This window comes from Tistlia consotensis USBA 355 (assembly GCF_900177295.1).
GTDB lineage: Bacteria > Pseudomonadota > Alphaproteobacteria > Kiloniellales > DSM-21159 > Tistlia > Tistlia consotensis.
Map to the genome: position 1 here is coordinate 1 of NZ_FWZX01000012.1, position 24,531 is coordinate 24,531.

24 protein-coding genes and 1 pseudogene are annotated in these 24,531 nt (G+C 72.2%); 7 read left to right on the forward strand and 18 right to left on the reverse strand.

What is annotated here, in order from left to right:
- The 9 genes from B9O00_RS15165 to B9O00_RS15205 form a co-directional block, all read right to left on the reverse strand.
- Positions 1 to 251, reverse strand: a 251-nt coding sequence (locus B9O00_RS15165) for a transposase (protein ID WP_143596247.1), incomplete at its 3' end; no start/stop codon positions are given.
- 80 nt (positions 252 to 331) lie between these two features.
- Positions 332 to 1,462 carry a TauD/TfdA family dioxygenase gene (locus B9O00_RS15170; protein ID WP_085123541.1) on the reverse strand — a complete coding sequence of 377 codons (1,131 nt, stop codon included), beginning with the start codon at positions 1,460 to 1,462 and terminating at the stop codon, positions 332 to 334.
- Positions 1,463 to 1,624: 162 nt separating this feature from the next.
- Positions 1,625 to 2,770 (reverse strand): CaiB/BaiF CoA transferase family protein, encoded by a 1,146-nt coding sequence (locus B9O00_RS15175; RefSeq protein ID WP_085123542.1) that lies wholly within the window; start codon positions 2,768 to 2,770, stop codon positions 1,625 to 1,627.
- A gap of 49 nt (positions 2,771 to 2,819) precedes the next feature.
- The gene (locus tag B9O00_RS15180) at positions 2,820 to 3,830 is read right to left on the reverse strand and encodes a CoA transferase (RefSeq protein ID WP_085123543.1); all 1,011 of its coding nucleotides are present in this window, start codon (positions 3,828 to 3,830) and stop codon (positions 2,820 to 2,822) included.
- A gap of 34 nt (positions 3,831 to 3,864) precedes the next feature.
- Entirely contained in the window at positions 3,865 to 4,824 is a 960-nt protein-coding gene (locus B9O00_RS15185; protein ID WP_159460225.1) for a TAXI family TRAP transporter solute-binding subunit, read from the reverse strand.
- A gap of 23 nt (positions 4,825 to 4,847) precedes the next feature.
- Positions 4,848 to 6,752: a TRAP transporter permease gene (locus B9O00_RS15190; protein WP_085123545.1), complete on the reverse strand. Its 1,905-nt coding sequence runs from the start codon at positions 6,750 to 6,752 to the stop codon at positions 4,848 to 4,850.
- A complete protein-coding gene (locus B9O00_RS15195; RefSeq protein WP_085123546.1) occupies positions 6,749 to 7,537 on the reverse strand; it encodes an enoyl-CoA hydratase/isomerase family protein in 789 nt (262 codons plus the stop codon). The genes B9O00_RS15190 and B9O00_RS15195 overlap by 4 nt, the downstream gene beginning before the upstream one ends.
- Positions 7,534 to 7,944, reverse strand: a complete 411-nt coding sequence (locus B9O00_RS15200) for a Zn-ribbon domain-containing OB-fold protein (RefSeq protein WP_085123547.1) — start codon at positions 7,942 to 7,944, stop codon at positions 7,534 to 7,536. The genes B9O00_RS15195 and B9O00_RS15200 overlap by 4 nt, the downstream gene beginning before the upstream one ends.
- Before the next feature lie 4 nt (positions 7,945 to 7,948).
- Positions 7,949 to 9,028, reverse strand: a complete 1,080-nt coding sequence (locus B9O00_RS15205; RefSeq protein ID WP_200808524.1) for a thiolase family protein — start codon at positions 9,026 to 9,028, stop codon at positions 7,949 to 7,951.
- Positions 9,029 to 9,315: 287 nt separating this feature from the next.
- Between B9O00_RS15205 and gcvA the strand changes: the two genes are divergently transcribed.
- A complete protein-coding gene (gcvA, locus tag B9O00_RS15210; protein ID WP_085123549.1) occupies positions 9,316 to 10,239 on the forward strand; it encodes a transcriptional regulator GcvA in 924 nt (307 codons plus the stop codon).
- Positions 10,240 to 10,293: 54 nt separating this feature from the next.
- Here gcvA and B9O00_RS15215 read toward each other — a convergent pair whose 3' ends face one another.
- The 7 genes from B9O00_RS15215 to B9O00_RS15245 all read right to left on the reverse strand — a co-directional run bounded on the left by B9O00_RS15215 (position 10,294) and on the right by B9O00_RS15245 (position 17,507).
- The gene (locus tag B9O00_RS15215; protein ID WP_200808525.1) at positions 10,294 to 12,018 is read right to left on the reverse strand and encodes an FAD-binding protein; all 1,725 of its coding nucleotides are present in this window, start codon (positions 12,016 to 12,018) and stop codon (positions 10,294 to 10,296) included.
- Positions 12,015 to 12,812 carry an SDR family NAD(P)-dependent oxidoreductase gene (locus tag B9O00_RS15220; RefSeq protein ID WP_085123551.1) on the reverse strand — a complete coding sequence of 266 codons (798 nt, stop codon included), beginning with the start codon at positions 12,810 to 12,812 and terminating at the stop codon, positions 12,015 to 12,017. Before B9O00_RS15220 ends, B9O00_RS15215 begins: the two co-directional genes overlap by 4 nt.
- A gap of 3 nt (positions 12,813 to 12,815) precedes the next feature.
- On the reverse strand, positions 12,816 to 13,562 hold the full coding sequence (locus tag B9O00_RS15225) for an SDR family NAD(P)-dependent oxidoreductase (protein WP_085123552.1): 747 nt from the start codon (positions 13,560 to 13,562) through the stop codon (positions 12,816 to 12,818).
- 106 nt (positions 13,563 to 13,668) lie between these two features.
- On the reverse strand, positions 13,669 to 14,829 hold the full coding sequence (locus B9O00_RS15230; RefSeq protein ID WP_159460226.1) for a C4-dicarboxylate TRAP transporter substrate-binding protein: 1,161 nt from the start codon (positions 14,827 to 14,829) through the stop codon (positions 13,669 to 13,671).
- A gap of 58 nt (positions 14,830 to 14,887) precedes the next feature.
- Positions 14,888 to 16,195, reverse strand: a complete 1,308-nt coding sequence (locus B9O00_RS15235) for a TRAP transporter large permease (RefSeq protein ID WP_085123554.1) — start codon at positions 16,193 to 16,195, stop codon at positions 14,888 to 14,890.
- A complete protein-coding gene (locus B9O00_RS15240; protein WP_085123555.1) occupies positions 16,195 to 16,725 on the reverse strand; it encodes a TRAP transporter small permease subunit in 531 nt (176 codons plus the stop codon). The genes B9O00_RS15235 and B9O00_RS15240 overlap by 1 nt, the downstream gene beginning before the upstream one ends.
- Positions 16,726 to 16,727: 2 nt before the next feature.
- The gene (locus B9O00_RS15245) at positions 16,728 to 17,507 is read right to left on the reverse strand and encodes an SDR family NAD(P)-dependent oxidoreductase (RefSeq protein WP_200808526.1); all 780 of its coding nucleotides are present in this window, start codon (positions 17,505 to 17,507) and stop codon (positions 16,728 to 16,730) included.
- 251 nt (positions 17,508 to 17,758) lie between these two features.
- On the opposite strand from B9O00_RS15245, the gene B9O00_RS15250 reads away from it, so the two are divergent.
- The 3 genes from B9O00_RS15250 to maiA all read left to right on the forward strand — a co-directional run bounded on the left by B9O00_RS15250 (position 17,759) and on the right by maiA (position 19,949).
- On the forward strand, positions 17,759 to 18,508 hold the full coding sequence (locus tag B9O00_RS15250) for a GntR family transcriptional regulator (protein WP_085123557.1): 750 nt from the start codon (positions 17,759 to 17,761) through the stop codon (positions 18,506 to 18,508).
- Positions 18,505 to 19,119: a glutathione S-transferase gene (locus B9O00_RS15255; protein WP_085123558.1), complete on the forward strand. Its 615-nt coding sequence runs from the start codon at positions 18,505 to 18,507 to the stop codon at positions 19,117 to 19,119. The genes B9O00_RS15250 and B9O00_RS15255 overlap by 4 nt, the downstream gene beginning before the upstream one ends.
- A gap of 191 nt (positions 19,120 to 19,310) precedes the next feature.
- Positions 19,311 to 19,949: a maleylacetoacetate isomerase gene (maiA, locus tag B9O00_RS15260; protein ID WP_085123559.1), complete on the forward strand. Its 639-nt coding sequence runs from the start codon at positions 19,311 to 19,313 to the stop codon at positions 19,947 to 19,949.
- A 33-nt stretch (positions 19,950 to 19,982) separates the two neighbouring features.
- Here maiA and B9O00_RS15265 read toward each other — a convergent pair whose 3' ends face one another.
- Together B9O00_RS15265 and B9O00_RS15270 are read right to left on the reverse strand one after the other, a co-directional pair.
- The gene (locus B9O00_RS15265) at positions 19,983 to 21,008 is read right to left on the reverse strand and encodes a CBS domain-containing protein (RefSeq protein WP_085123560.1); all 1,026 of its coding nucleotides are present in this window, start codon (positions 21,006 to 21,008) and stop codon (positions 19,983 to 19,985) included.
- 114 nt (positions 21,009 to 21,122) lie between these two features.
- Entirely contained in the window at positions 21,123 to 21,959 is an 837-nt protein-coding gene (locus B9O00_RS15270) for a sulfite exporter TauE/SafE family protein (RefSeq protein ID WP_235017135.1), read from the reverse strand.
- A gap of 174 nt (positions 21,960 to 22,133) precedes the next feature.
- Between B9O00_RS15270 and B9O00_RS15275 the strand changes: the two genes are divergently transcribed.
- The 3 genes and pseudogenes from B9O00_RS15275 (at position 22,134) to B9O00_RS34030 (ending at position 24,524) form a co-directional block, all read left to right on the forward strand.
- Positions 22,134 to 23,072: a ketopantoate reductase family protein gene (locus tag B9O00_RS15275; protein ID WP_085123561.1), complete on the forward strand. Its 939-nt coding sequence runs from the start codon at positions 22,134 to 22,136 to the stop codon at positions 23,070 to 23,072.
- 500 nt (positions 23,073 to 23,572) lie between these two features.
- A pseudogene (locus B9O00_RS34255) lies at positions 23,573 to 23,668 on the forward strand (hypothetical protein); the annotation flags it as partial.
- A 55-nt stretch (positions 23,669 to 23,723) separates the two neighbouring features.
- On the forward strand, positions 23,724 to 24,524 hold the full coding sequence (locus tag B9O00_RS34030) for an aminoacyl--tRNA ligase-related protein (RefSeq protein WP_200808527.1): 801 nt from the start codon (positions 23,724 to 23,726) through the stop codon (positions 24,522 to 24,524).
- The last annotated feature ends 7 nt before the right edge of the window (positions 24,525 to 24,531 follow it).

Consider the following 24,531-nt stretch of genomic DNA (forward strand, 5'->3'; position numbering starts at 1 on the left):
AGCTGCTCCATCAGCTGGCGCTCCGAGCGGATCGAGTAGAAGGCCTGCAGCAGCAGCGCCCGCAGCAGCTTCTCCGGCGCGATCGACGGCCGCCCGATCCGCGAATAGAGCTCATCGAAACGCGGCGAGAGAACCTCCAGCGCCTCGTCGACGATCGCCCGGATCCCCCGCAGAGGATGATCCGACGGCACCCGAGCTTCGCAGCTCACGTAAGAGAACAGCTCGCCCGAACCCGCATCCCCGCCGCGCATGCCAAGCCTCCCTCGGCAACACCATGACGGAATCGAATCACCCCCCGCACAGAGCCGGAAGACACTTTTTCAGCAGCCTGCTACCCGCCGTACTGGCGGCGCAGGACCTTCTGGCGGCTGGAGACCATGTCGCGGTCGAAGTAGCCCTGGCGCATGTGGCGGTTGCCGCCGCCGGCCAGCTCGAAGGGCCTGCGGCCGTGCAGCACCCGGTAGTTGTCGAGGATGAAGGCCTGGCCGGGCTGCAGCTTGAAGGTGACGGTCATCGCGTCGGCGTAGAGCAATTCGGCGAAGCGGGCGCGCGCGGCGTAGTAGCGCTCCAGCTCGGCCGCCGGCCGGGCGTCGACGAACTCGGTGCGGTTCGACCAGGCGACGCGCTCGACCCGCCCCGCGGAATCGAGGCCGATCAGGCTGCGCAGGTTCTCCAGCATCGTCGTCTCGTCCTGGTAGCGGAAGTAGACCGGCGTCGTCGCCAGCGCCTCGAAGGCCTCCGGGTCCTCGCGGCGCAGCCGCTCGGCGACCGCGAAGCCGTCGACGATGGTGCTCTCGCCGCCCTCGAAGGAGTTGGCGAGGCAGTGCAGCACGACGTAGCCGATGGTCGAGAAGCGGTAGGGATTGTCGACGTGCGGCTCCAGGCCCCGGTTGGTCAGGGTCAGGTCGAAGGCGTCGGCGTCGACCTTGACGTCCTCGACGCCGCCCCAGTTGGTCAGCTTGATGTTGCCGATCAGGCCCATGAACTCGAGGATGCCGTTCTTCTCCGGCGGCACGCCCTCGATCAGCACGCAGCCGAGCCGCGCCAGGTCGTCGAGCAGGCCGAGCAGCGGCGCGCCCTGCTTCAGCTCGGCCAGGTCGTAGCAGGGGAAGCCGCCGAGCGCGCCGTCCCAGAGCTGCTTCACGCCGACCAGGTCGACCTGCTCGCGCGGCGCCAGGGCCGCGCGCAGCGCCCGGCCGTCGAAGCGGACCGCGGCGCCGTCGCTGAAGCCCACGGCGACCGCGCCCTCGTCCTCGCGCCGGGCCTCGGTCACCGCCAGGTCGCGCGGCAGGAAGGCGGCCTCCAGCTTGCGCTGGCCGGTGCGGGCGTCGAGCGTCTCCTCGCTCGGCGCGCGCTCGCGCAGCCAGACCGGATGGAAGGTGAAGCGGGCGCCGTCGGCCCAGGTCACGGCGAGCCCGCGGTCCTCGAGGGCGACGGTCTCGATGGCGGCGGAAGCGGTCACGGCTCTCCTCTCGTGCTGTCGGTCGGCAGGGGCGCAGGACCGGCCGAGACGGCCGGTCGCCACCCCCGGACATACTACGGGAGGCCCTGCGGCCGAAAGATGTTGCGCCGCACAACGGCCAAGAGGCCAGACCCGTAAGGCTTGCCCGGAGCGGTCGAGGCGTCAGGGGCGCCGGGGCGCGTCGGCCAGGACGCCGGCGGCGACCAGGTGCTCGTACTCCGCCGGATCGCGGCCGAGCAGCTCGACGACGATCGCGCGGTTGTCGCCGCCGAGGGTCGGCGCCGGGCCGCGCACCGCCGCCGCGGCGCCGTCGAGCGTCCAGGGCAGACCCTTGACCGGCTCGCCGTCGGGCCCGGCCGCGACGGCGAGGCCGCGGCCTGGGCCGGTCGCCCCGGCCATATCCTCGGCCCGGCGCACCGGCTCGGCGGCGGCGCCTCGCGCCCGCAGGAAGCCGGCGGCCGCCTCGGCCGGCCGCGCCGCGACCCAGGCGGCGAGCGCCTCGGGCTCCGTCGACAGGCCCTCAGCACCCAGGCGCTCGGCCGTCTCGGGCCGCTCGACGGTGACCGCGAGCCAGCGGCCGTCGGCGCTGCGGAACAGGCCTTCCAGCGGGCGGTCGCGGGGCCCGGCGTAGGGATCGCCCCCCTGGGCCGCGCAGAGGATGCTCTCGCCGATGAAGTAGGCGGAGAGCTCGCGCTGCGAGAGGTCGACATGGGCCGGCAGGCCGTCGCGCCGGGCGTCGATCAGCGCCGCCACCAGCATGCCGGCGGCGAACAGCGAGGCGACCTGGTCGGGATAGTTGAGCGCCTGGCCGCTGACCTGCGGATCCCCCCCGGGATAGCGCACGAAGGAGGCCATGCCGCTCGAGGCCTCCAGGGTCGAGCCGAAGGAGACGGCCAGGGCGTCCGGGCCGTCGACGCCCTGGCTCGACACCGAGCCGAGCACGACCCGCGGATTGACCGCGACCAGGGCCGGGAAGCCGACGCCGAGGCGCTCCATCACCCCGACCCGGAAGTTCTCGACCACGATGTCGCTGACCGCGACCAGATCGAGCAGCAGCCGTCGCCCCTCCGCGCTCTTCAGGTCGACGCAGAGGCCGCGCTTGCCGCGGTTGGTGAAGCGGAAGTGCGGCGAGTGATCCCACCAGCGCGGGTCGTCCGCCTGGCCTGCCCAGTAGCGGAAGGGATCGATGTAGTCCGGCCCCTCGACCTTGATCACCTCGGCGCCGAGGTCGGCCAGGATGGCGGAGGTGCTGGCACCGGCGGTGATGATGCCGAAGTCGACGACGCGCACCCCTTCCAGAGGCCCCATGAAGCGCAAGCTCCCGAACAGTCGATGAATCGATACGAAGCGCCGGCGGTCAGGCGGCGTGCCGGACCACGGCCGGCAGCGCCGGCACCCCGAAGGCGGGCGAGCCCTGCGCCAGCTCGATGAAGGCGCGGGCCGCCATCTGCCGGTCGTCGAGCAGCTCGCCGACGCTCAGCACCGGCCCGATCGGGATGCCCAGGCGCCGGGCCGCCGCGGTGATCTCGTCGCGGCCCTGACCGGCCGCCCAGCCGGCGAGCAGCGCGCGGAAGTCGGCGATCGCACCGCGCCGCGCGTCGCGGGTCGCGAAGCGCGGCTCGGTCAGGGCCGCCTCGCCGGTCAGCTCGGCAAGCTTGGCCAGGTCCTTGTCCTGGAACACGATGGCGACGTGGCCGTCGCGGCAGCGATAGGTCGCCCAGTCCTCCGCGCGGCCGACGCCGGCGGCAGTCTGGCCCAGCTGCGCGGCCAGGTAGTGCTTCCAGTTGAGCCAGAGCGCGACCTCGAGGATCGGCACGCGGCTGTGCAGCGGCCCGCGCCCGGCCAGGCGCTGGAAGGCCCCGCAGATCACGGCGTCGAAGGCGGCCGTGCCGGCGGCGTAGGCGGCCTGGTGGCCGGGCAGCGGCAGCGGCGGCCGGCCCGGCTCGCCGAAGACGTCGAGCAGGCCGCTCGCGGCCAGGATCGTGAGCTCGCTGCCGGCGCCCTCCGGACCCGGCGCCTCGAGCAGCACGGCCGTGCCGCGGGTCCAGGCCGCGGCCAGCTCGGGATCGTCGGTCACCAGGTCCGCCGGCCCGGCCGGCAGGGCTGCGACCTCCTCCTTGCCGGCGGTCAGGAAGCGATGGAGGGCGCTGTCGCCATCCGGCAGCAGCGGGCCGGCGCGGCGCAACGGGTCCCGGCCTGCGGGCGGCGCGACCCGCACGACCCGGCCGCCGACGCAAGCGGCGATCCGGCCGGCGAAGGAGACCGCCGCTGCCGTGACCAGCGCCGCCGTCGGCCGCACGAACTCGACGAGCGTCGTGCCGGTCAGCGCCCGGGGCGCCTGCCTGGCCGAAGGAAGGGGTCTGGTCATCGGAAGGGGGATCTTCTCGCTGGTCGGCCGGCGGCTACTTGACGAGCCCGCGCTCGCGCAGGTAGCGGATCACGCCCGGATGCATCGGCGGGTCGACATCGACCAGGGCGTTCCGGAGGGTGATGTTCTTGAAGGCCGGGTTGTCGGGCTGCTTGCCGTCCCAATAGGCCTTGGTGAACTCGTAGACCGCGTTCTCGTCGGCCTTCTCGTTGACGAACAGCACCTCGGGGTAGCCGAAGGTCTTCACGTCTTCGGTCTGGCCCGGATAGGTGTTCGCCGGGATCGTGATCCGCAGCATCGTGCCGCCGTAGGCCGCGTTCAGCTTGGCGAAGGCCGCGTCCGGGATCGGCAGGATGTTGACCGGCGTCGTGGCGGCGAGCTGCATGACCGGGCTGCCCGGCATCGGCAGGCCGTTGCAGGTCGCGTCGAAGATGCCGTCGCCCAGCGAATCGAAGCTCTTGCTGGTCGCGATCTCGAAGATCTGGAAGTCCTCCGGCTTCATGCCGAGGGCCTTGATCAGCGCGCGGTTGATCTGCTGGGTCGAGGTCGAGGGCACGTTGATGTTGAGCTTCTTGCCCTTGAGGTCCTTGAAGCTCTTGATCCCCGAATCGGCGCGCACCACGCAGTGGGCCGTCGCGACCGTCACCGGGAAGAGCCGGCGCAGCGGCGCGAACATCTCCTTGGCGTTGGGCAGCTTCGTGAACTTCCCGGTGCCGCGGACGGCGTCCTGCAGGTCCGCCAGCAGGGTCATGGCCGAATCGACGTCGCCCCGCGCCACCAGGCTGAGGTTCTCGTTGTAGCCGCCGGAGGTCTGTGCGGAGACGTCGAGCTTGTCGGTCCGCGAGTTGACCGTCTGGGCGATGGCCGAGCCGGTGATGTAGGGGCCGGAGCCCGTGCTCGAGGTCGCGATGGACCACTTGGTCTGGGCGGCCGCCAGCGACGGCAGGCCCAGGGCGATCAGCGCCGCGGCGGCGGCAAGCGTGCGAAGTCTCATGTTTCCTCCTTCACCTCCCATTTTTATGTGCTTGCGAAAGAACGCTGTGCCCGGAGGCGTGCAAGCAGGACGCCCCCGCCGACCAGGCAGAGCCCGATCGCATCGGTGGTGAGACCCGGATCGACGAGGCAGACCGCGCCGACGCCGACGGCCAGGCGCTCGATCGGCGAGAGCGGCCACTGCAGCCAGCCCTGCAGGGCCGCGGCGATGGCGACCGTGCCGACCGCCGCCATGACCGCGGTCAGCGCGATGTCGTACCAGGCGCCCTGGAACAGCAGCGCGGGCGCGTAGACGAACATGAAGGCGACGATGAATCCGGGCAGCGAGTAGTAGAAGGCGGTGACCGCGGTCTTCCACCAGTTGGCCTCGGCGATCGAGGCCGCGACCACGGCGACCACGGCGACGGGCGGCGTCGAGCCGGACTTGATCGCGAAGTAGAAGAGGAAGAGGTGCGCCGCCAGGGTCGGCACGCCGACCTTCTCGAAGGCCGGTGCCACGAAGAGCGCCAGCAGCACGTAGGCGATCGGTGTCGGCATGCCCATGCCGAGCACCGTCGCCGCGACCACGCCGAGCAGCAGCGTCAGGATCAGGCTGCCGTGGGTGCCGAGCAGGATGATCTCCGACAGGCGCGGACCGAGGCCGGTCGTCACCATGGCCTGCTGGATGAAGCCGATCGCGGCGATCAGGGCGGTGACCCCCGCGGCGGCGCGCGCCCCGCCGTCGAAGATCTCGATGAAGCGCCCGAAGGTCAGGCGCGAGCTGGCACGGGTCATGGCGACGACGATCGAGACCAGGATCGTGACCATGCCGGCGTAGGTCGGCGAGGCGCCCCTGCCCATCAGCAGGTAGAACAGCAGGGCCGGCGGGAGCAGCAGGTGCCAGCCGTCCTTGAACACCTGGCGCAGCGAGGGGATGCGCGAGGGATCGAGGCCCTCCAGGCCGAGCTTCTTGGCCTCGAAGTGCACCACCGCGAAGATCGACAGGAAGTAGAGCAACGCCGGGATCAGGGCGGCCAGCGTGATGGTCGCGTAGGGGATCCCGGTCATCTCGGCCATGATGAAGGCGCCGGCGCCCATCACCGGAGGCAGGAACTGCGAGCCCTCGGAGGCGACCGTCTCGATGGCGCCGGCCTTGTGCGCCGGCATGCCGGCGCGCTTCATCAGCGGGATGGTGAAGGTGCCGGTCGTCGCGACGTTGCCGATCGAGGAGCCGACCATGGTGCCGAGCCCAGCGCTCGCCGCGACCGCCGACTTCGCCGGGCCGCCGCTGTGGCGTCCGAAGACGGCGTTGCAGAGGTCCATGATGAAGGCGCCGGTCTGCGTCTGGGTCATCGCGGCGCTGAGCAGCAGGAACATGAAGAGGTAGCTGGCCGCGACCTCCAGCCCGAAGCCGAAGATGCCCTCCGAGGTGTAGGCCGTCAGGTAGACGAAGCGGCGGAAATCCATGCCGGGGTGGCCGAGGATGCCGGGCAGCTCGCGGCCGTAGAGGATGTAGCCGATGCCGGCGAGGGAGAGCAGGAAGAAGGCCATCGACTCGCGCCGCGCCGCCTCCAGCACGACCAGCACCAGGATCGCGCCGAAGACGATGTCCTCGCGGGTCAGGAAGGCGGCGCCCCAGGACGAGAGGATGCGGTCGAGGTCGAGGATGACGTGCCCGGTGCCGGCCAGCGTGCCGGCGACGCAGAGCCAGTTGAGCGCCCGCTCCCAGAGCGGCCCCGGCTCGTCCGTGCCCTCGCGGCGCAGGAAGTAGAGGGTGAAGGACGCGGCCAGGAAGATCGCCAGGTGGACCAGCGTGGTCCGGTAGGGCCCGAAGATCGCCGCGTAGATCATGTAGGTCGAGAAGAGCAGCGCGACCGCCGTCAGGCCGTGCTGGAACCGGTTGCGGCTCCGGCAGTAGTCGCCCAGGCAGGTTCGCGCCGCGGCGATCATCGCTCGATCCGCCCCTGGCCGGGGTTCTTCTCGCCGGCGCTGAAGCGCGCCAGGCCGCCGCGCTGCGCGTCGGTGCGCCCGCGGATCTGGGCGTTGGTCAGCTCGCCGAAGTCGAAGGCGCGGCGCCAGTCGGTGATGATCGCCGGCACGGTGTCGAGCGCCTGCTTGGCGGCGGCCAGCGCGACCGCGTCGAAGCCGGCGACGTGCAGCGCCAGCGCCTCGGCCTCCTCGAGCAGCCGCTCGTCGGAAACGCAGCGGTTGACCAGCCCCCAGGCCTCGGCCGTGCGCGCGTCGACCCGCTTGCCGGTCAGCACCATCCAGGCCGCCCGCTTGCGCGACAGCGACAGCTGGGTCGCCGGCCCGGCCAGGCCGGGATAGGTCGCGAAGCCGATCTCCGGCATGCCGAGCTCCGCGGACTCCGCGGCGATCGCGAGGTCGCAGACGTTGATCAGGGTGGTGCCGCCACCCAGCGCGAAGCCGTTGACCGCGGCGATGAAGACCGCCGGATGCTGGCGCATCGCGACGTTGACGTCGCGCCATTCGTCGTTGGCGGTCTCGACGCCCCGCTCGCGGTCGGCGGCGACCTCCTTGAGGTCCATGCCGGCGCAGAAGGCCGGACCGCTGCCCGTCAGCACGATCGCCCGCGGGCCGTCCCTCAGCCGCTCGAAGGCGGCGAGCAGCTCGCCGCGCGCCTGGCGGTTCATGGCGTTGCGCTTGTCGGCCCGGTCGAAGGTGACGAGCGCCCAGGCGCCGCGCTCCTCGACCTTGATCAGGGGCGTGCTCACGCGGCCGACCCCGCCAGGCGGAACAGCGGCACGGTGACGTCGCCGCGTGCGTCGAAGGTCACCTCGATCGGCTTGCCGACCGCGAGCTCGGCCTTGTCGGCCAGCACGTTGGTCAGCAGCTGCGCGCCTTCCTCCAGGCGCACCATGGTGACGTTGTAGGGCAGCTCGTCGGCGAAGCCCTCGTAGTACTTCTGGTGGAACACCACCCAGGACAAGATCTCGCCCCTGCCGGAGCACTCGACCCATTCCCAGGAGGCCTTCGGCGCGTAGGGGCTGACCGGCGCCGGCGGATACCAGCACCGGCCGGTCTCGCCGCAGCGCTGCAGCAGCAGGCGGCCCTCGGCGCAGGCCTGCCAGAAGGGCTTGTTCCAGACGTCGACGATCGGGTTGGGCTTGGCTGTCGTCACGGTGTCAGTCCCGGCGGAAGATGATCGAGGAGGAGATCGGCGTGGCGGCGATGAACTGGATCGCCCGGGCGTCGGGGATCTGGCGCTCGCCGCACTCGCCGCGCAGCTGGCGCACCGCCTCGGCGATCAGCGCCCAGCCCTGCATGTAGCTCTCGGAGAGGTGGCCGCCCGAGGTGTTGGTCGGCCAGCGCCCGCGGCCGAGCTCCAGCGTGCCGTCCTTGACGAAGTCGCCGGCCTCGCCCTGGCCGCAGAAGCCCAGGCCCTCCAGCGCGAAGAGCACGGTCGGCGAGAAGTTGTCGTAGATCATCAGGCCGTCGATCTCGTCGCGGCCGATGCCGGCGTTCTCGTAGACCCGGGCCTCGATGCGCTTCAGCTCCGGATACCAGCAGTCGAGCCGCGGCGTCGACTCGTAGACGTCCTGGCGGGCGTAGCCGGAGACGTAGACCGGCTTCTTCCTGAGGTCCTTCGCGCGCTCCGGCGTGGTGACGATCCAGGCGACGCCGCCGTCGTTGATCAGGCAGTAGTCGAGCAGGCGCAGCGGCTCGCAGATGAAGCGCGAGCTGTCGTGGTCCTCCAGGGTGATCGGCTTGCGCATCACCGCCTGGGGATTGAGGCGGGCGTGCTTGCGGAAGGCGACCGAGACGTGGCCCAGGTCCTCGGACCGCGTGCCGAAGCGCGCCATGTGCGCCTGGAACTGCATGGCGTGGGAGGCGCCCGGCGAGCTCATGCCCCAGGGCGCCCACTCGCCCTCGCCGCCGCCGTAGAACACCCGGTTCGAGCGGCCGTTGTTGCCGTAGACCAGGGCGACGACCTCGGCCGCGCCGGTCGCGATCGCCTGGGTTGCCAGCATCAGCGAGACCGCGGAGTAGCGCCCCGGCGAGTCGGTCTGCAGGCAGAAGCGCGGGCTGATGCCCATCATCTCGGCGAAGCGCTCGTAGGAGGGGATGCGGTTGACGATCAGGCCGTCGATGTCGGCGAGCTCGAGGCCGCAGTCGTCGAGCGCGGCGAGCAGCGCCTCGGCACCGAGGCCGTAGGTGTCGTTGTCGGGAAAAGAGCCATAGGCCGTGGTTCCGATGCCCGCCATGCATGCGGCATCGCGCAACGGAGAGCTGGACATGCTCCGCGATCTCCTCGGATCTCGAAAGTTCTATTGAAAGTTGCCGCTCGCGATTACTGAGATCGCGTTGCAGATATCCTCCCGGTCTGTGCGCGGCCTCTTGGAAGCGGCCACGTTCTTGCAGTCAGGGTTCCGAAAAGCCCGTGCTGCCGCAAACGACGATTTCGCACCGCCTGCATGATCTGAAATCATGCAAGACTGTCATGAACCGGCGCGCGCCGCCGGAACAAGCGGACGAGGAGGAAGGAAACGCGATGCTGCCGCCGCTCACGGCCCTGCGCACCTTCGAGGTCGCGGCCCGGCACCTGAGCTTCACCAAGGCCGCAGAGGAGCTCTGCGTCACCCAGTCGGCGGTCAGCCGCCAGATCCGCGTGCTCGAGGACTTCCTGGAGATCAGGCTCTTCGAGCGGCGCCACAGGGCCGTCGTGCTGACCGCCGACGGCGAGCACTACAAGCGCGACCTGTCGCAGCTCTTCGCCCAGCTCGACCGCGCGACCCGCCGGCTCAGCCGGCGGCAGACCCGCGAGATCCTGAACATCCAGGCCTACACGACCTTCGCGATGCGCTGGCTGATCCCGCGCCTGAAGCGCTTCCAGGACCAGAACCCGGACATCCGCGTCCACCTGACCGCCTCGCTGCAGCCGGTCGACTTCGCCAACAGCGACATCCACGGCGCGGTGCGCGGCGGCTACGGCGAGTGGCCCTACCGGGCCGATCGCCTCTGCGACACCTACATCGTGCCGGTCTGCTGCCCGTCGCTGGCCGAGCAGCCCTGGCCGCTGCGCGAGCCGCGCGACCTGGTGCACGCGACCCTGCTGCACTCCTTCGGCCGGCCGTCGGACTGGAGCGACTGGTTCCGCGGCGTCGGCCTGCCGGAGATCGGCGCCGAGCAGGGCCACCGCTTCGAATCCTCGAGCATGGCCTACCAGGCGGCCCAGCTCGGCCTCGGCGTCGCGATCGGCCAGCGCTTCCTGGTCGAGGACGACCTGCGCAAGGGCAAGCTGGTGGCGCCCTTCGACGCCGCCGTGCACTCCGAGGAGACCTACTACTTCCTCTCCTCGCCGCGGTTCGCCGGCGCGCCGGTGCTGGAGCTGTTCCGCGAATGGCTGCTGCAGGAGGCCGGGATCACCGCGGCGGCGCAGCGCCAGCCCCTGCCGCGCCGGGCCGCGCCGCGCTAGCGGGGGGCGCGTCGCTCTGCGCCGACGAGCCGGTCTGGGACCGGGTGCGGGCCCTCAGCCGCCGTCGCCGGCGAGCTGTCGCGCCGCGATGTAGCCGAAGGTCAGCGCCGGCCCCAGGGTGATGCCCGCGCCGGGATAGGCGCCGGCCATGATCGAGTTGGCGTCGTTGCCGCAGGCGTAGAGGCCCGGGATCGGCCGCCCCTCGCCGTCGAGCACGCGAGCCTGCGGATCGGTCTCCAGCCCCATCGAGGCGCCGATGTCGCCCGGGTGGAGTTGGATCGCGTAGAAGGGCGGCCGGTCGAGCGGCCGCAGGCAGGGGTTCGGCCGGTTCTCAGGGTCGCCGAGATAGCGGTTGTAGGCCGTCGAGCCCTTGCCGAAGGCCCGGTCCTCGCCCGCCGCGGCGTCCCGGTTGAAGGCCGCCAGGGTCTCGCGCAGGCCGCCGGCGTCGATGCCGAGCGCGGCCGCCAGCGCCTCGGGCGTATCGGCGCGCTTCAGGTAGCCGCTGCGCAGATGCCGGCCGAGCGCGGCCAGGAAGGGCCGCACCGCGCCCAGGCCGTAGCGGCGGATCGCCCGGTGGTCGGCGACCAGCCAGACCGGCGGCTCGCTGCCGCGCCCGCCGTCGCGGCCCAGCAGGCCGCGCACGAAGTCGTGGTAGGAGGCCGCCTCGTTGACGAAGCGCCGGCCGCTCCGGTCGACCGCGACGACGCCGGGCTTGGCGCGGTCGAGGAAGAGATGTGGAAAGGGCCGCACGCCGCCGCCGGGCTGCGGCAGCAGCGAGACCGGCGTCCAGAAGCCGTTGTCGCTGTTGCTCTCAAGCAGGTGGCCGCCGAGCGGCGCGGCCAGGCCGACCGAGTCGCCACTGTTGTGGGCCGGCGACATCGACCAGTGGCCGCGCAGGTCGCGATGCGGCGCGATCTGCCCGGCCAGCCCCGGGGCGTGCGGGATGCCGCCGCCGGCCAGCACCACGCCGCGCCGGGCGCGGAACAGCCGGCGCCGGCCCTGCCGCTCGGCGACCACGCCGGCGACCCTCCCCTGCTCGACCAGCAGCTCGACGGCCGCCGTCTCCAGCTCCAGGGGAATGCCGCGGGCGAGCAGGCTGTGGCCGAGCCGGGCGGCCATGGCGTTGCCCATGACCAGGCGGGTGCCGCGGCGGTGGCCGAGGCGGTCGGCGAGGTGCCGGGCCAGAATGCCGGCGACGTGGCGCGCCGAGCGCAGCGAGCGGGTCATCGCGAAGAGGTGCGGCAGGTCCTGGCGGCCGACCATCATGCCGCCGAGGATGGTGAACTCCGGAACCGGCGGCCGCAGCCTGTCGAAGTCGGCGCCGAGCCGGCGGCCGTCGTAGTCGAGCGGGTCGAGGACGCGCCAGCCGAGGCCCGCCCCCTCGCGATCCGAGTGGTAGTCGGGCGCGACCGGGCGGACCGAGAACTTGAGCTCGCTCCTCGCCTCCAGGAAGGCGACCATCTCGGGGCCCTTGTCCAGGAAGGCCTCCCAGTGGGCCTCCGAGCCGCGATTGCCGGTCTCGCCGCGCAGGTAGGCCAGGACGGCCGCCCGGCTCTCGGCCCGGCCCGCCGCGACCTGGTGCGGGTTGTTCGGGATCCAGGTGGCGCCGCCCGACAGCGCCGTCGAGCCGCCGAACCACGGCGCCTTCTCCAGCACGACCGGCTGCAGGCCCAGCTCGTGGGCGACGATTGCGCAGGCCATGCCGGCCGCGCCGCTGCCGACCACGACGAGGTCGTGCAGCGACTCGGCCGCCGCCGCCGGCCGGCTGCCGCCGCTCACTCCGCCCATTCCGCGGTCGGGCGCGGGTAGCGGCCGAGCGTCCAGCCGCCGTCGACGCGCAGCGTCTCGCCGGTGACGAAGCTCGCGTCGTCGCTGACCAGGAAGGCGGCGGCCGCCGCGATGTCCTCCGGCCGGCCGACCCGGCGCAGCGGGGACTGGTCGATGTAGATGTGGCGCCGCCAGCGCTCGCTGCGGATCCGCTCGGCGGTCAGCGGCGTCTCGATCAGGCCCGGCGCCAGGGCGACGACGCGGATGCCCTCCGGCCCGTAGTCGGTCGCCATCTGCCGCGTCAGGCCGGCGACCGCCGCCTTGGTCGCGCTGTAGGCCGCCGAGCCGGTGGCACCGATGAAGGAGTAGATCGAGGCGAGGTTGAGGATCACGCCGCCGCGCCCGCGCATCGCCTCCACGGCGAAGCGCGACAGGCGGAACAGGCCGACCAGATTGACGTCTAGGTAGCGCTGCAGGTCGGCGTCGCTGGTCTCGTGGGCCATGCCGCCGCCGCCGATGCCGGCGTTGTTGACCAGCACGTCGAGCGGCCGGCCGAGCTCGGCGAGCAGGGCGCGCAGGCGGTCGGGCAGCGCCGGGTCGGTGACGTCGCCTTCCAGGCAACGGACGACCTGCCCGGCGCCGTGGGCCGCCTCGCCCAGCAGCGCCTCGGTCTCGGCCAGGCCCTCGGGCTGGCGGTCGAGGACGATCAGGCTGGCGCCCTCCGAGGCCAGGCGCCGGGCGATCGCCCGGCCGATGCCCGCGCCGGCGCCGGTGACGACGGCGAGCCGTCCGGTCAGGCGTTCCATGGCTCAGCTCCCCCCGATGCCGCCGACCGAGGCGCCGCCGTCGACGACGATGACCTGGCCGGTGATGAAGCCGGTGCGCGGCGAGGCCAGGAACGACACCGCCGAGGCGATGTCCTCGGGCCGGCCGATCCGGCCGATGACCTGCTGCTGGGCCAGGGCCGCACGCTGCGCGTCGCTCCAGGCCGCCAGGATCGGCGTGTCGATCACGCCGGGCGCGACGGCGTTGACCAGGATCCGGCGCGGCGCCAGGTCGAGCGCCATCGCCCGGGTCAGGCCGACGACGCCGGCCTTGGAGGCGGCATAGTGGGCGAAGCGCCGCGCACCCAGCCAGGAGCGCGAGGCGATGTTGACGATGCGGCCGTCCTCCGGCATGCGCGCGGCGGCGCGCTGCGACAGCGCGAAGACGGGGATCAGGTTGACCTCGGTCATGCGCCGGAAGTCGTCGCTGGTCAGCGCCTCGAACGCGCGCACGTCGAAGATGCCGGCGTTGTTGACCAGCACGTCGAGGCGCGGCAGCGACCCGACCAGGGCGTCGAGGGCCGCCTCGTCGCGCAGGTCGGCGGCGCGGGTCGCGACGCCGGTGCCCCGTTGCCTCAGCGGTTGCGCCGCCGCGGCCAGGCGCTCGCGGTCGAGATCGGTCATCACTACCTGGAAGCCGTCCTCGGCCAGGCGCGCGGCGCTGGCCAGGCCGATGCCGCCGGCGGCGCCGGTGACCAAGGCGAGAGGCCGCGCGGCGTCGAGTTCGCCCATCGTATCGCTACTCCAGTCGTTACTTCGGAACGGGATTCCCGGCACGGCCGGGCCGGGGGGGAGGAGCAGGAGGGGGACGGCGCGCCGCGCCGCCCCCCGTCCCGGCTCACTCCATGCCGTACTTGGACACGTCCAGGGTGTCGTAGATCTCGGCCTTGACCAGCTTGGTCAGGGCCGCCTCGTCGTGCCGGTCGACGCCCTTCATCAGCCCGACCCACTTCGTCATGTAGGGCTCGAACGAGGCGAAGAGCGCCGCGGGATCCTGGATGCCGTGCTTCTCCTTGGCGATCTCGGCGACGCCGCCGATGCCGTCGGCGACCCACTGGTCGTAGGACTGCTGCAGGGTCGCGTCGGGCTCGATCAGCTTGACGCCCTTCTGGCGCGCCGCGGCCAGCGCCGCCTCGACGTTCTTGTCGTACTCGACCTCCATGCGGACCATGGCCTTCGCCGACTCGTCGAACAGCAGCCGGCGCTGCGCGTCGGTCAGGCCCTGCCAGAAGGGCACGTTGTAGGCCCAGGTGACGCCGGCATAGAAGGGGCTCATCTTCAGCAGCGTCACCGAGTCGACGACCTCCATCAGGGTCGCGCCCGAGGTCAGGTGGGTCGGGTCGGAGGCGGTGCAGTCGACGCTGCCGCGCTCGAAGGCCGTGTAGATCTCCGAGGACGGCACGTTCACGCCGACCACGCCGATGTGCTGGCCGAAGCGGGCCCAGCCGCCGCCCGGCATGCGCACGCGCTTGCCCTTGAAGTCGGCCAGCGTGCGGTTCTCGCCGCGGCACAGAAAGTAGTAGATCGGCGTCGAATAGCCGCCGCCGAAGATCACGCCGTTCTTGCGCCAGTCCTGGTAGCCGGCCGCCTCGTGCATCATGAAGTCGGAGTAGGCGAAGGCCATGACGAAGGCGTCGGGCGTCTTGAAGCCCATGTCGGCCAGTGCGTTCGAGACCGGCAGGTCGGAGGGCGTGTAGGTCGCGGTGTGGAAGCCGACCTGGGCGATGCCGTCGGCGGTGCCCTGCATGGTCGACTTGGCCGGGATCAGCGCGCCGCCGACGAAAACCTGGAAGTCGATGGCGCCGCCGCTGGCCTGCTTGACCGCCTCGGCCCACTCGACGTGCGCCTTGCGGGTGATGATGTGGTTCGGCTCCAGCCAGGTCGACAGGTTGTACTGCTCGGCGGCGGCCGGCTCCGCGGCCGTCAGGCTCGCGATCGTGAGGCCGGCGACCGCCAGGGCGGCCCCGACCGGTCGCGCGTTGCTCAACAGGCTCCTCATGGCGTTGTCCTCCATCCCAAGTTCTTGCTTGTCACGGCTGCACTCCCGGGATCCCCGATCAGTCCATCAAACTCGGCAGCCAGAGCGAGATGGCGGGAAAGGCGATCAGCAGGGCCAGCGTCACCAGGTCCATGACGATGAACCAGGCGGCGCCCCTGAAGACCGTCGGCAGCTCGACGAGACCGCCGAGCGCGGACTTGATGACGTAGACGTTGAGCCCGACGGGCGGGGTCACCAGGCCGATCTCGAGCAGCTTGATGACCAGGATGCCGAACCAGATCATGTCGACGCCGGCCCGGTCGAGCAGCGGCATCATGATCGGCAGGGTCAGCAGCATCAGGCCGATCGAGTCGATGAACATGCCGAGGATCACGAAGATCACGCCGATCATCACGACCAGCAGCAGCGGGTCGTCGCCGACCGAGAGCATCGCCTCGGCGACCGTGGTCGGCAGGCGCGTCAGCCCCATGAAGGTGGTGAACATCGAGGCGCCCATGGCGATCACGAAGATCACGCTGGTGCCCATCGCCGTGTCGCGCAGCGCGCCGCGCAGCATGGCGCGGCTCAGGCGGCCGCGCACCGCGGCGATCAGCACGGCGATGAAGGCGCCGACCGCGCCGGCCTCGGTCGGCGTCATGACGCCGGTGAAGATGCCGCCGAGCACGCCGAGGATCAGCAGCGGCAGCGGCCAGATCTCGCGCAGGGCGTCGCGCAGCTCGCCCGGTGCCGCCGCCGCGGCGGCGCGCGGCGCCAGCGAGGGGGTGATCGAGACGCGGGTGACGATCATCGCCATGTAGACGACCGCCGACAGCAGGCCGGGCAGGAAGCCGGCGACGAACAGCTTGCCGATCGACTGCTGGGTGAAGACGCCGTAGAGCACCATCAGGATCGACGGCGGGATCAGCGAGCCGAGCGTGCCGGCGGCGGCGACGCAGCCGGTCGCCAGCGCCCGGTCGTAGCGGTGGCGGATCATCTCCGGCACGGCGATCCGGGCCATCGCCGCGGCGGTCGCGACGCTGGAGCCCGAGGCCGCCGCGAACAGCGCGCAGGCGCCGACCGTCGCGCAGGCGAGACCGCCCGGCACGCCGGCCAGCAGGATGCGCATCGAGCGGAACAGGCCGCTGGTCAGGCCGGCATGGGAGGCGATGTAGCCCATCAGCAGGAACATCGGCACGGCGCTGAACGACCAGGTCGCGATGAACTCGTAGGGCACGGCGCGGACCAGCCCCCAGGCCGCTGTCAGGTTGGTCACCGCCCAGAGGCCGAGGAACGACACGCCGGCCAGGGCGATGCCGATCGGCAGGCGCAGCGCCATCAGCAGCAGCACCGCGCCGACCCCGAGGAAGCCGATCTCGATCGGCGACATCAGACCTCCTCCAGCTCTTCGTGGGTCGAGATCAGCTCCGCGCGCGCCGCGGCGCCGCCGAACAGCAGGCGGCCGAGATGCCAGAGGCAGACCAGAGCGCCCAGGGCGAAGCTGGCCGGCAGCGCGAAGCGGCTGGGCCAGATCACCACGTCGATCGGCCCCATCACGACCTCGCGCTTGGCGAAGGCCTTGAGGGCGTCGTGCCAGGTGACGTCGGCGAGGCCGCCGTAGACCAGCGCGCTGGCCAGCAGGACCGCGCCGACGCAGACCAGCTTCAGCCGGGCCGGCATCATGTTGAAGAAGAGATCGACGGCGACCGAGCCGCGGCGCAGCTCGACCAGGGCGATCGGCAGGAACACCGAACCGACCATGTAGTAGTAGGAGACGACCTCCAGCGTGCCTTCGATGGGGTCGTTGAACAGGTACTTCATGGCGACGTCGGCGCAGACGTGCAGCATCATCGCCAGCAGCACCAGGCCGGCGATCTCGACCAGCCGGTCGCTCAGCCAGAGGATCGGGTTACCGCGCATCGCTACTGCATCCGATAGCCGCCGTTGATGTCGATCGTGGCGCCGGTGATGTAGCCGGCGCCCGGCGAGGCCAGGAAGGCGACCGCATCGGCGACCTCCTCGGGCGAGCCGATGCGCTGCAGGGGAATTGCCGCCGCCGCCTCGCCCTCGGCGCCCGGCGGCAGCGAGAGGCGCAGCATCGGCGCGTCGATCAGGCCCGGCGCGACGCAGTTCACCGTGATGCCGAGCGGCGCCGCCTCGCGGGCCGCCGCCTTGGTCAGGCCCAGGATCGCCGCCTTGCTGGCGATGTAGGCGCTCGACGCGCGGTAGCCGCCGAGCTGGGCGGCGACCGAGCTGAAGGTGACGACGCGGCCGTCCGGCAGCGGCCGCTCCTGGCGCCGGCGCAGGAAGCTGCGCAGGCAGAGGAAGGTGCCGCGACCGTTGACGGCCTGCGTGCGCTCCCACTCCTCCAGCGTCGTCTCGACCAGCAGCGGGCGCCGACCGCCTTCGCGCAGCAGCAGCACGGCCGCGCCGCAGACCAGCACCGAGACCGGCCCGAGGCGCGTCTCCGCCTCGTCGAACAGGGCCTCGACGGCGGCCTCGTCGGTGACGTCGCAGGCGACCGGATGGTGCCCCTCGCCGGGCAGCCCGGCCGCCAGCTCCTCGCAGGCGGGACGTTCGAGACCGCTGACGGCCAGCGCGAAGCCCTCCGCCGCGAGCCGCCGGCAGACCGCCGCGCCGATGCCGCCGACGGCCCCGGTGACCAGGGCGACGCGCCGCCCGCCGGCCGGACGCGCGCTCACGCGGCCAGCTCCGGCCGGGCCGCATGACAGTCGCGCGAGCGCAGCCGGTCGATCCGGGAAACCGATTGGGGCAAGATCCTTTTCCTCCCGACCTCTTACTTTTTGTATCCAATAATGGCCATGACGCGCCATCGTCAATCCACTATTGCGGCATTTTTGGTATTTTTGGATCCAATTTATGCTCGCTCGCCGGTTGTCACCGGCCGGGCCGCCTGTCATGATCCGCCCCCTCGCGAGCCACCGGGACCGTCATGAGCCGCCCCCCCACCAGCACCGAGGTCGCCGCCGCGATCCTGCGCGAGCGGATCCTGGAGGGCAGCATCCCGCCGGGCTCCCGCCTGCAGCAGGACGCGCTGGCCCAGGCGCTGGGCCTGTCCCGCACGCCGCTGCGCACGGCGATGGCCGAGCTCGCCAAGGACGGCCTGCTCGACTACTCGCCGAACCGCGGCTTCACCGTGCGCAGCTTCCGACTGGCGGACATCCGCGCCGCCTTCGAGGTGCGTGCGAACCTGGAGGGACTGGCCTGCCGGCTGGCCGCCGAGCGCGGCCTGTCCGAGGAGCGGGCGGCCGAGCTGCGGCGCTACGTCGAGCAGGGCGACCGGATCCTCGGCAGGGGCCGCCTCGACCCCGACGACCTGGCGCCCTACCGCCGCATGAACGTCGAGTTCCACGAAGGCATCATGGCGACCTCCGGCAATCCCTGGGTGGTCGAGTTCGTGCGCCGCACCCACAACGTCCCGCTGGCCTCGGACCGCGTCTTCCTGTGGGACGACTACGAGATCATCCGGCGCTCCCACGACGACCACCATCGCATCCTGGCGGCGCTCCTGGCGCGCGACGGCCGGCGTGCCGAGAACATCATGTGGGAGCACGTGACCTACGCCGGCGAGCTGCTCTGCGCCGACCTGAGGCGGCGCCACCGCCTGGCGCCGGCCGATCCCGCCGAGCGGCTCTCCCGCACCACCAGCCACCGTTTGTCCAGAGAGGAACAGGACGCATGAAGCTCTTCCACTCCCCGGCCTCGCCCTACGTGCGGCTCGTCATGGCCACGGCGTTCGAGACCGGGCAGGCCGGCGACATCGAGCGGCTGCCCAGCGCCGCCGGGCCGGTCAAGCGCGACGCGACGATCGTCGCCCGCAATCCCTCCGGCAAGGTACCGACCGCGCTGCTCGAGGATGGCAGCGCGCTCTACGACAGCCGGGTGATCTGCGAGTACCTCGACTCCCGGCACGGCGGCCGGCGCCTGTTCCCGGCGGAGGGGCCGGCGCGCTGGCGCGCCCTGACGCTGCTGTCCCTGGCCCAGGCGCTGCTCGACGCCGCGCTGCTGGCCCGCTACGAGGTGGCGCTGCGTCCGGCCGACAAGCGCTGGGACGACTGGCTGACCGGCCAGATGGCGAAGATCGACTCCTCGGTCGCCGAGCTCGAGGCGCACTGGATCGACCACCTGTCCGGCGAGCTGGACATCGGCGCGCTCGCGACCGCCTGCGCGCTCGGCTACCTCGACTTCCGCTTCGCCGACCACGACTGGCGCGCCGGCGCACCGAAGCTCGCCGCCTGGTATCGGAAGACCGAGAGCCGCCCCTGCCTGGTCGAGACGCGCCCGGCGGGCTAGAATAGAGTGCGGACCGGCGCCCCGCGGCGGAGCCCGCCGCGGGGCGCGGTCGTGTCGCATCGCGGGAAGCCGGCAGGCCGCGCACCTTTCCGGACCTCGCACCGGTCCCGCGCTCCGCGTCCCGCGCTCGCCCGCCGGGCCGCGCGGACCGGCAAGGACGCCAATCGATCACGCCCGGGAGACACGGCAGCATGGAGCTCTACGGCTATTTCCGATCCTCGGCCTCCTACCGCCTGCGCATCGCGCTGGCGCTCAAGGGGCTGGAGTACGAGTCGCACTACGTCAGCCTGCCGAAGGGCGAGCACCGCAGCCCGGACTACCTGAAGCTCAACCCCCAGGGCCTGCTGCCGACCCTGGTCGACGACGGCGTCGCCTACGGCCAGTCGCTGGCGATCCTGGAATACCTGGACGAGAGCTATCCCGAGCCGCCCTTCCTGCCCGACGACCCGAGCGGCCGCGCCCAGGTCCGCGCCCTGGCCCAGATCGTCGCCTGCGAGATCCACCCGCTGAACAACCTCCGGGTCCTCAAGTACCTCCAGGGCACCTGGAAGTTCAGCGACGCCGACCGCGACAGCTGGTACCGCCACTGGATCGCCGACGGCTTCCAGAAGTTCGAGGCGACGCTGGCCGCGAGCGGCGAGGCCGGCCGCTTCTGCTTCGGCGACCATCCCGGCCTCGCCGACATCTGCCTGGTGCCGCAGGTCTTCAACGCCCGGCGCTTCGACTGCCCGCTCGACGACTACCCGACGACCATGGCGGTCTACGAGCGCTGCATGTCCCTGGAGGCCTTCGAGACGACCCAGCCGAAGTACCAGCCCGACGCGTTCTAGGCGCTCAGCGCTTCAGCCGCGGCCCCGGCCCGCCTACTCGCCCCAGACCAGGAACAGGCCGATGTCGCCCGGCTTGCCGTCGGGGAACTCGAGGACCATGGCGGAGAGGTGGAAGCCGCGCGGCTTGAGCTCCCGTTCCCAGCGCAGATAGACCTCGGCGGCCTCGCCGCGCAGCGTCGAGGGCCAGTCCGGCTCGAGCGCGTTGATGGCACGGCCCTCGTCGCTGCAGAGCTCGTTCGGGAAGCGCAGCAGAAGCTGCTGCTTCTCGCCGCGCTCCGCCGCCTCGTGGGCCTGGTGCAGCAGATCCCGCCAGCCTTCGTCGGAGATGTGATGGTCGATCAGCGCGGCCACCGTGCGGCGGCTGCGCTCGGCCGCCGCCTGCCGCTGCGCTTCGCGCTCCGCCCGCTCCCTGCGCTTGCGGTCCGACAGCAGGTGCCGAAAGTCGTCGACCGAGAAGTCGGCCTCGTCGGAGCGCTGTTCGGCCGAAGCAGACGGCGCAGGGGCCGTGGCCGCCGCGGCCGGATGGGCGCGATGCAGGAAGCGGCCGTCGAGCTTGTCGAGCACGCCGGACAGCAGGCGGCCGTTCTTCGGCGCGGCCGGCTTCTCCGCCTCCTCCTCGATCAGCCCGCGCAGCAGGTCGGCCCGGCTGACGATGCCGACGATCCGGCCGTCGCGGACGACCGGCACGCGCTTGACGTGATGAACCGCCAGTAGCCGCGCGATCTCGCCGATGTCGGTGCGCTCGCCGACCGTGATGAGCGGCGCCGACATGACGTCGCGCGCCTTGAGCTCGCCGGCCTGCCGCTCGGCCAGGCGCTCCGGGTCGGGCGTTCCGCGCTCCGCCAGGAAGACCAGCCACCAGTCCTTGCGCGCCTGTCGCGCCGTCTCGTCGCGCCCGATCAGGTCGCCCTCGCTGACCATGCCGACGGGCTGGCCGTGGGCGTCGACCACGGGCGCCGCGCTGATGCCCCGGCGCACCAGCAGCCGTGCGATCTCCTGGACCGGCGTGTCCGGGGTCACCGACACCACGTCGGTGGTCATCACGTCGCTCGCCTTCATCGCTCCAGACTCCAACCTTGCGGGCGATTCTCGATTCCCTGGCCCGATTGCTCATAGAGCGGCGTTGTGCCGCAACCTCAATGACACAGATCGCCGCGGCGGCAGTCGCCGCCCCTAGAACACCCCCAGCGCGCCCAGCAGCATCTTGACCGAGGTCAGGGTCAGGAAGAGGGCGAAGAGGATGCGCAGCAGGCCCGGACGGATGGTGTGGGCGATCTTCGCGCCGAGCGGGGCGAAGAGGATGGTCAGCGGCGCGATGCAGACCAGGCCGAGCAGGTTCGGGAAGCCCAGGCTGAAGGGCGGCAGGTCGGGGTGGCCCCAGCCGGCGATGACGAAGCTGGCGCTGCCCGGCACGGCGATCAGCAGGCCGAACAGGCTGGCGGTCGCGACGGCGCTGCGCACCGGATAGGCGCAGGCGCTGAGGATCGGCACGCCGAGCGTGCCGCCGCCGATGCCCATCAGGGTCGAGAGCCCGCCGATCAGCAGCGGGATCGGCTGGCCGAGCAGCCCCCTGGGCAGGCGCGGGAAGAGCGACCGGCCCTCGGGCCGCAGCAGCATGAACAGCGCGACCGAGAGCGCGATGACCGCGAAGATCAGGCTGAGCGCCGCCGAGCGCAGATGGGACGCCGCCACGCCGCCGAGGATCGCGCCGAGCACGATGGTCGCGCCCCAGCGCCGGATCAGCGCCCAGTCGACGGCGCCGCGCCGGGCGTGAGCCCGCGCCGAGGCGATCGAGGTCGGGATGATGGTCAGCAGCGAGGTGCCGACCGCGACGTGCATCAGGATCGCCGGCTCGACGCCGAGCACGGTCAGGATGACGTTGAGCACCGGCACGATGACGATGCCGCCGCCGACGCCGAGCAGGCCGGCCAGGATGCCGGCGAAGGCGCCGGTCGCGATCATGGCGCCGGCCAGCCAGGCCAGCTCGCCGAGGGGAGGAAGGTCGACCAAGGCAGCATCCGTTCCGAGATAGGTCAGGGTTGCTGTTCTATCCCCGGCCGCCGCCTCGATCCACCCGCCCCCGTGCAACCCCGCCCCGCGCCGGCCGGCGTTGCGCCGCCGCCCCGCCCTCGCCTATCAGACCGGAGACAGGCCGGAACGGGACAGCCAGGGGAGCGACAGGGCATGGACGGGACGAAGGCGAGCTTCGCGATCATGGGCAGCGGCGGGGTCGGCGGCTTCTTCGGCGCCAGGCTGGCGCGCGCCGGCTTCCCGACGACCTTCGTCGCCCGCGGCGCGCACCTGAAGGCGATGCGCGACCGGGGCCTGGCGGTCGAGGCGCCCGGCGAGTCCTTCACCCTGCCGGTCGCCGCGACCGACGATCCGGCGACGATCGGCCCGGTCGACTTCGTGCTCTTCTCGGTCAAGCTCTGGGACACCGAGTCCGCTGCCGAGGCCTGCCGCCCGCTGATCGGGCCGGACACTGCCGTGCTGTCGCTGCAGAACGGCGTCGATTCCGAGGAGCGCATCGCCGCGATCCTGGGCGCGCAGCACGTGCTGGGCGGCGTCGCCGAGATCTCGGCGGCGATCGCCGAGCCGGGCCTGATCCGCTGCGTCAGCGCCTTCCAGCGGATCCGTTTCGGCGAGCTGGACGGCCGCGCCAGCGCCCGCTGCGAGCGGCTCGACGCGGCGCTCACCGAGGCCGGCATCGACCACGCCCGGCCGGCCGACATCCAGGCCGCGCTCTGGACCAAGTTCATCATGCTGGTCGGCCTCTCGGCCCTGACCGCGGTCACCCGGCGCACCGTCGGCGAGGTCCGCGCCGATCCCGACACCCGCGCCCTGCTGCTCCAGGTCATGACCGAGACCCTGGCGGTCGGCAAGGCCGGCGGCGTCGCCCTCGACGACGGCCTGGTCGAGGTCCTGGCCGAGCGCGCCAACGGCCTGGGCGCCCACGTCAAGGCCTCGATGGCTCTCGACCTGGAGCGCGGCAACCGCCTGGAGCTGCCCTGGCTGTCCGGCAAGGTCGTCGCCCTCGGCAAGGCGCTCGGCGTGCCCACCCCGGCCAACGGCTTCGTCTACGCGGCGCTGAAGCTGCACCAGGACGGCACGCCGAAGACATGACGCGGAACGGCCGCCCCTTGACCGTCGCGCCCGCCTCGACGATCTTCCTTCCCATGCGCCGTCACCTGCCCACCGCGACCACCACCACGACCCGCATCGGCGGGCCGCGGGGAGGTCGCGTGCGCTAGAAGACGGCAGCAGACAGCGACGAACCCACGAGGCCCCGCCGGCAACGGACGGGGCCTCGTCGCGTTTCGGGGACTCCGTCCGGCCGGCCGGGCAGACCGACGGAGAGACCCATGGAGCCTCAGGACCACGCTTTCGAGAACGCGCCCGACCACCGGGCGATCGGCAGCCGTCTCGACCTCTTCCACCAGCAGGAGGAGGCCGCCGGCCAGATCTTCTGGCACCCCCGCGGCTTCGCGCTCTGGCGCGTCGTCGAGGACACCATGCGAAGACGCATGCGCCGCGCCGGCTTCCGCGAGGTGCGCACGCCGCAGCTGCTGGCCCGGCCGATCTGGGAGGCGAGCGGCCACTGGCAGGGCTTCGGCGGCGGCATGATGACGCTCGGCGAGGGCGGCCGCGAGGTCGCGCTGAAGCCGGTCTCCTGCCCCGGCCACACGCAGATCTTCGCCCGCGCCGGGCACTCGTTCCGCGACCTGCCGCTCCGGCTCTGCGAGTTCGGCACCTGCCACCGCAACGAGCCCTCGGGTGCGCTCAACGCGCCTGCTGCGCGGCCGCGCCTTCGTCCAGGACGACGCGCACATCTTCTGCGCGCCCGACCAGGTCGAGGCCGAGGTCGCCCGCTTCTGCCGCCTGGTCGCGGAAGTCTACGGCGACTTCGGCTTCGCCGACTGGTCGGTCGCGCTCTCGACGCGGCCCGAGCCGCGCATCGGCAGCGAGGCGCAGTGGGACGAGGCCGAGGCGCGCCTGGCCGCCGCGGCCGCCGCGGCCGGGCTCGAGCCGCGCCCGCAGCCCGGCGAGGGCGCGCTCTACGGCCCCAAGCTGGAGTTCGTGCTGCGGGACAGCCGCGGCCGCGCCTGGCAGTGCGGCACGATCCAGCTCGACCTCGTGATGCCCGAGCGCTTCGACCTCGCCTACGTCGACGCCGAGGGCCGCAAGGTCCGCCCCGTGATGCTGCACCAGGCGGTGCTGGGCAGCCTGGAGCGCTTCCTGGCGATCCTGCTGGAGCACCACGGCGGCCGCCTGCCGCTCTGGCTGGCGCCGGAGCAGATCCTGGTCGCCAGCCTCGGCGCCGAGCAGGCCGGCCGCGCCGAGGAGGTCGCCGCGGCGCTGGAGGAAGCCGGCTTCCGCACGGCCCTCGACCTCCGGCCCGAGCGGCTCGGCCGCAAGGTCGCCGAGGCCCATGCCGCCGGTATCCCGGCCCTGCTGGCGATCGGCCGGCGCGAGGCGGAGAGCGGCCGGGTCAGCCTGCGCCTCGACGGCGGCGCGCCGGAGGAGCTGACGGTGGCAGGGGTGATCGAGCGGCTGCGCCCGGAGGCGTTCCGGTAGGGCAGCG

Coding starts and splice junctions, on each gene's coding strand:
- B9O00_RS15175 (WP_085123542.1), bottom strand. CDS start 2,770: ATGGGGCCTCTGGAAGGGGTGCGCGTCGTCGACTTCGGCATCATCACC.
- B9O00_RS15180 (WP_085123543.1), bottom strand. CDS start 3,830: ATGACCAGACCCCTTCCTTCGGCCAGGCAGGCGCCCCGGGCGCTGACC.
- B9O00_RS15185 (WP_159460225.1), bottom strand. CDS start 4,824: ATGAGACTTCGCACGCTTGCCGCCGCCGCGGCGCTGATCGCCCTGGGC.
- B9O00_RS15190 (WP_085123545.1), bottom strand. CDS start 6,752: ATGATCGCCGCGGCGCGAACCTGCCTGGGCGACTACTGCCGGAGCCGC.
- B9O00_RS15205 (WP_200808524.1), bottom strand. CDS start 9,028: ATGGCGGGCATCGGAACCACGGCCTATGGCTCTTTTCCCGACAACGAC.
- gcvA (WP_085123549.1), top strand. CDS start 9,316: ATGCTGCCGCCGCTCACGGCCCTGCGCACCTTCGAGGTCGCGGCCCGG.
- B9O00_RS15220 (WP_085123551.1), bottom strand. CDS start 12,812: ATGGAACGCCTGACCGGACGGCTCGCCGTCGTCACCGGCGCCGGCGCG.
- B9O00_RS15225 (WP_085123552.1), bottom strand. CDS start 13,562: ATGGGCGAACTCGACGCCGCGCGGCCTCTCGCCTTGGTCACCGGCGCC.
- B9O00_RS15230 (WP_159460226.1), bottom strand. CDS start 14,829: ATGAGGAGCCTGTTGAGCAACGCGCGACCGGTCGGGGCCGCCCTGGCG.
- B9O00_RS15235 (WP_085123554.1), bottom strand. CDS start 16,195: ATGTCGCCGATCGAGATCGGCTTCCTCGGGGTCGGCGCGGTGCTGCTG.
- B9O00_RS15240 (WP_085123555.1), bottom strand. CDS start 16,725: ATGCGCGGTAACCCGATCCTCTGGCTGAGCGACCGGCTGGTCGAGATC.
- B9O00_RS15250 (WP_085123557.1), top strand. CDS start 17,759: ATGAGCCGCCCCCCCACCAGCACCGAGGTCGCCGCCGCGATCCTGCGC.
- B9O00_RS15255 (WP_085123558.1), top strand. CDS start 18,505: ATGAAGCTCTTCCACTCCCCGGCCTCGCCCTACGTGCGGCTCGTCATG.
- maiA (WP_085123559.1), top strand. CDS start 19,311: ATGGAGCTCTACGGCTATTTCCGATCCTCGGCCTCCTACCGCCTGCGC.
- B9O00_RS15265 (WP_085123560.1), bottom strand. CDS start 21,008: ATGAAGGCGAGCGACGTGATGACCACCGACGTGGTGTCGGTGACCCCG.
- B9O00_RS15275 (WP_085123561.1), top strand. CDS start 22,134: ATGGACGGGACGAAGGCGAGCTTCGCGATCATGGGCAGCGGCGGGGTC.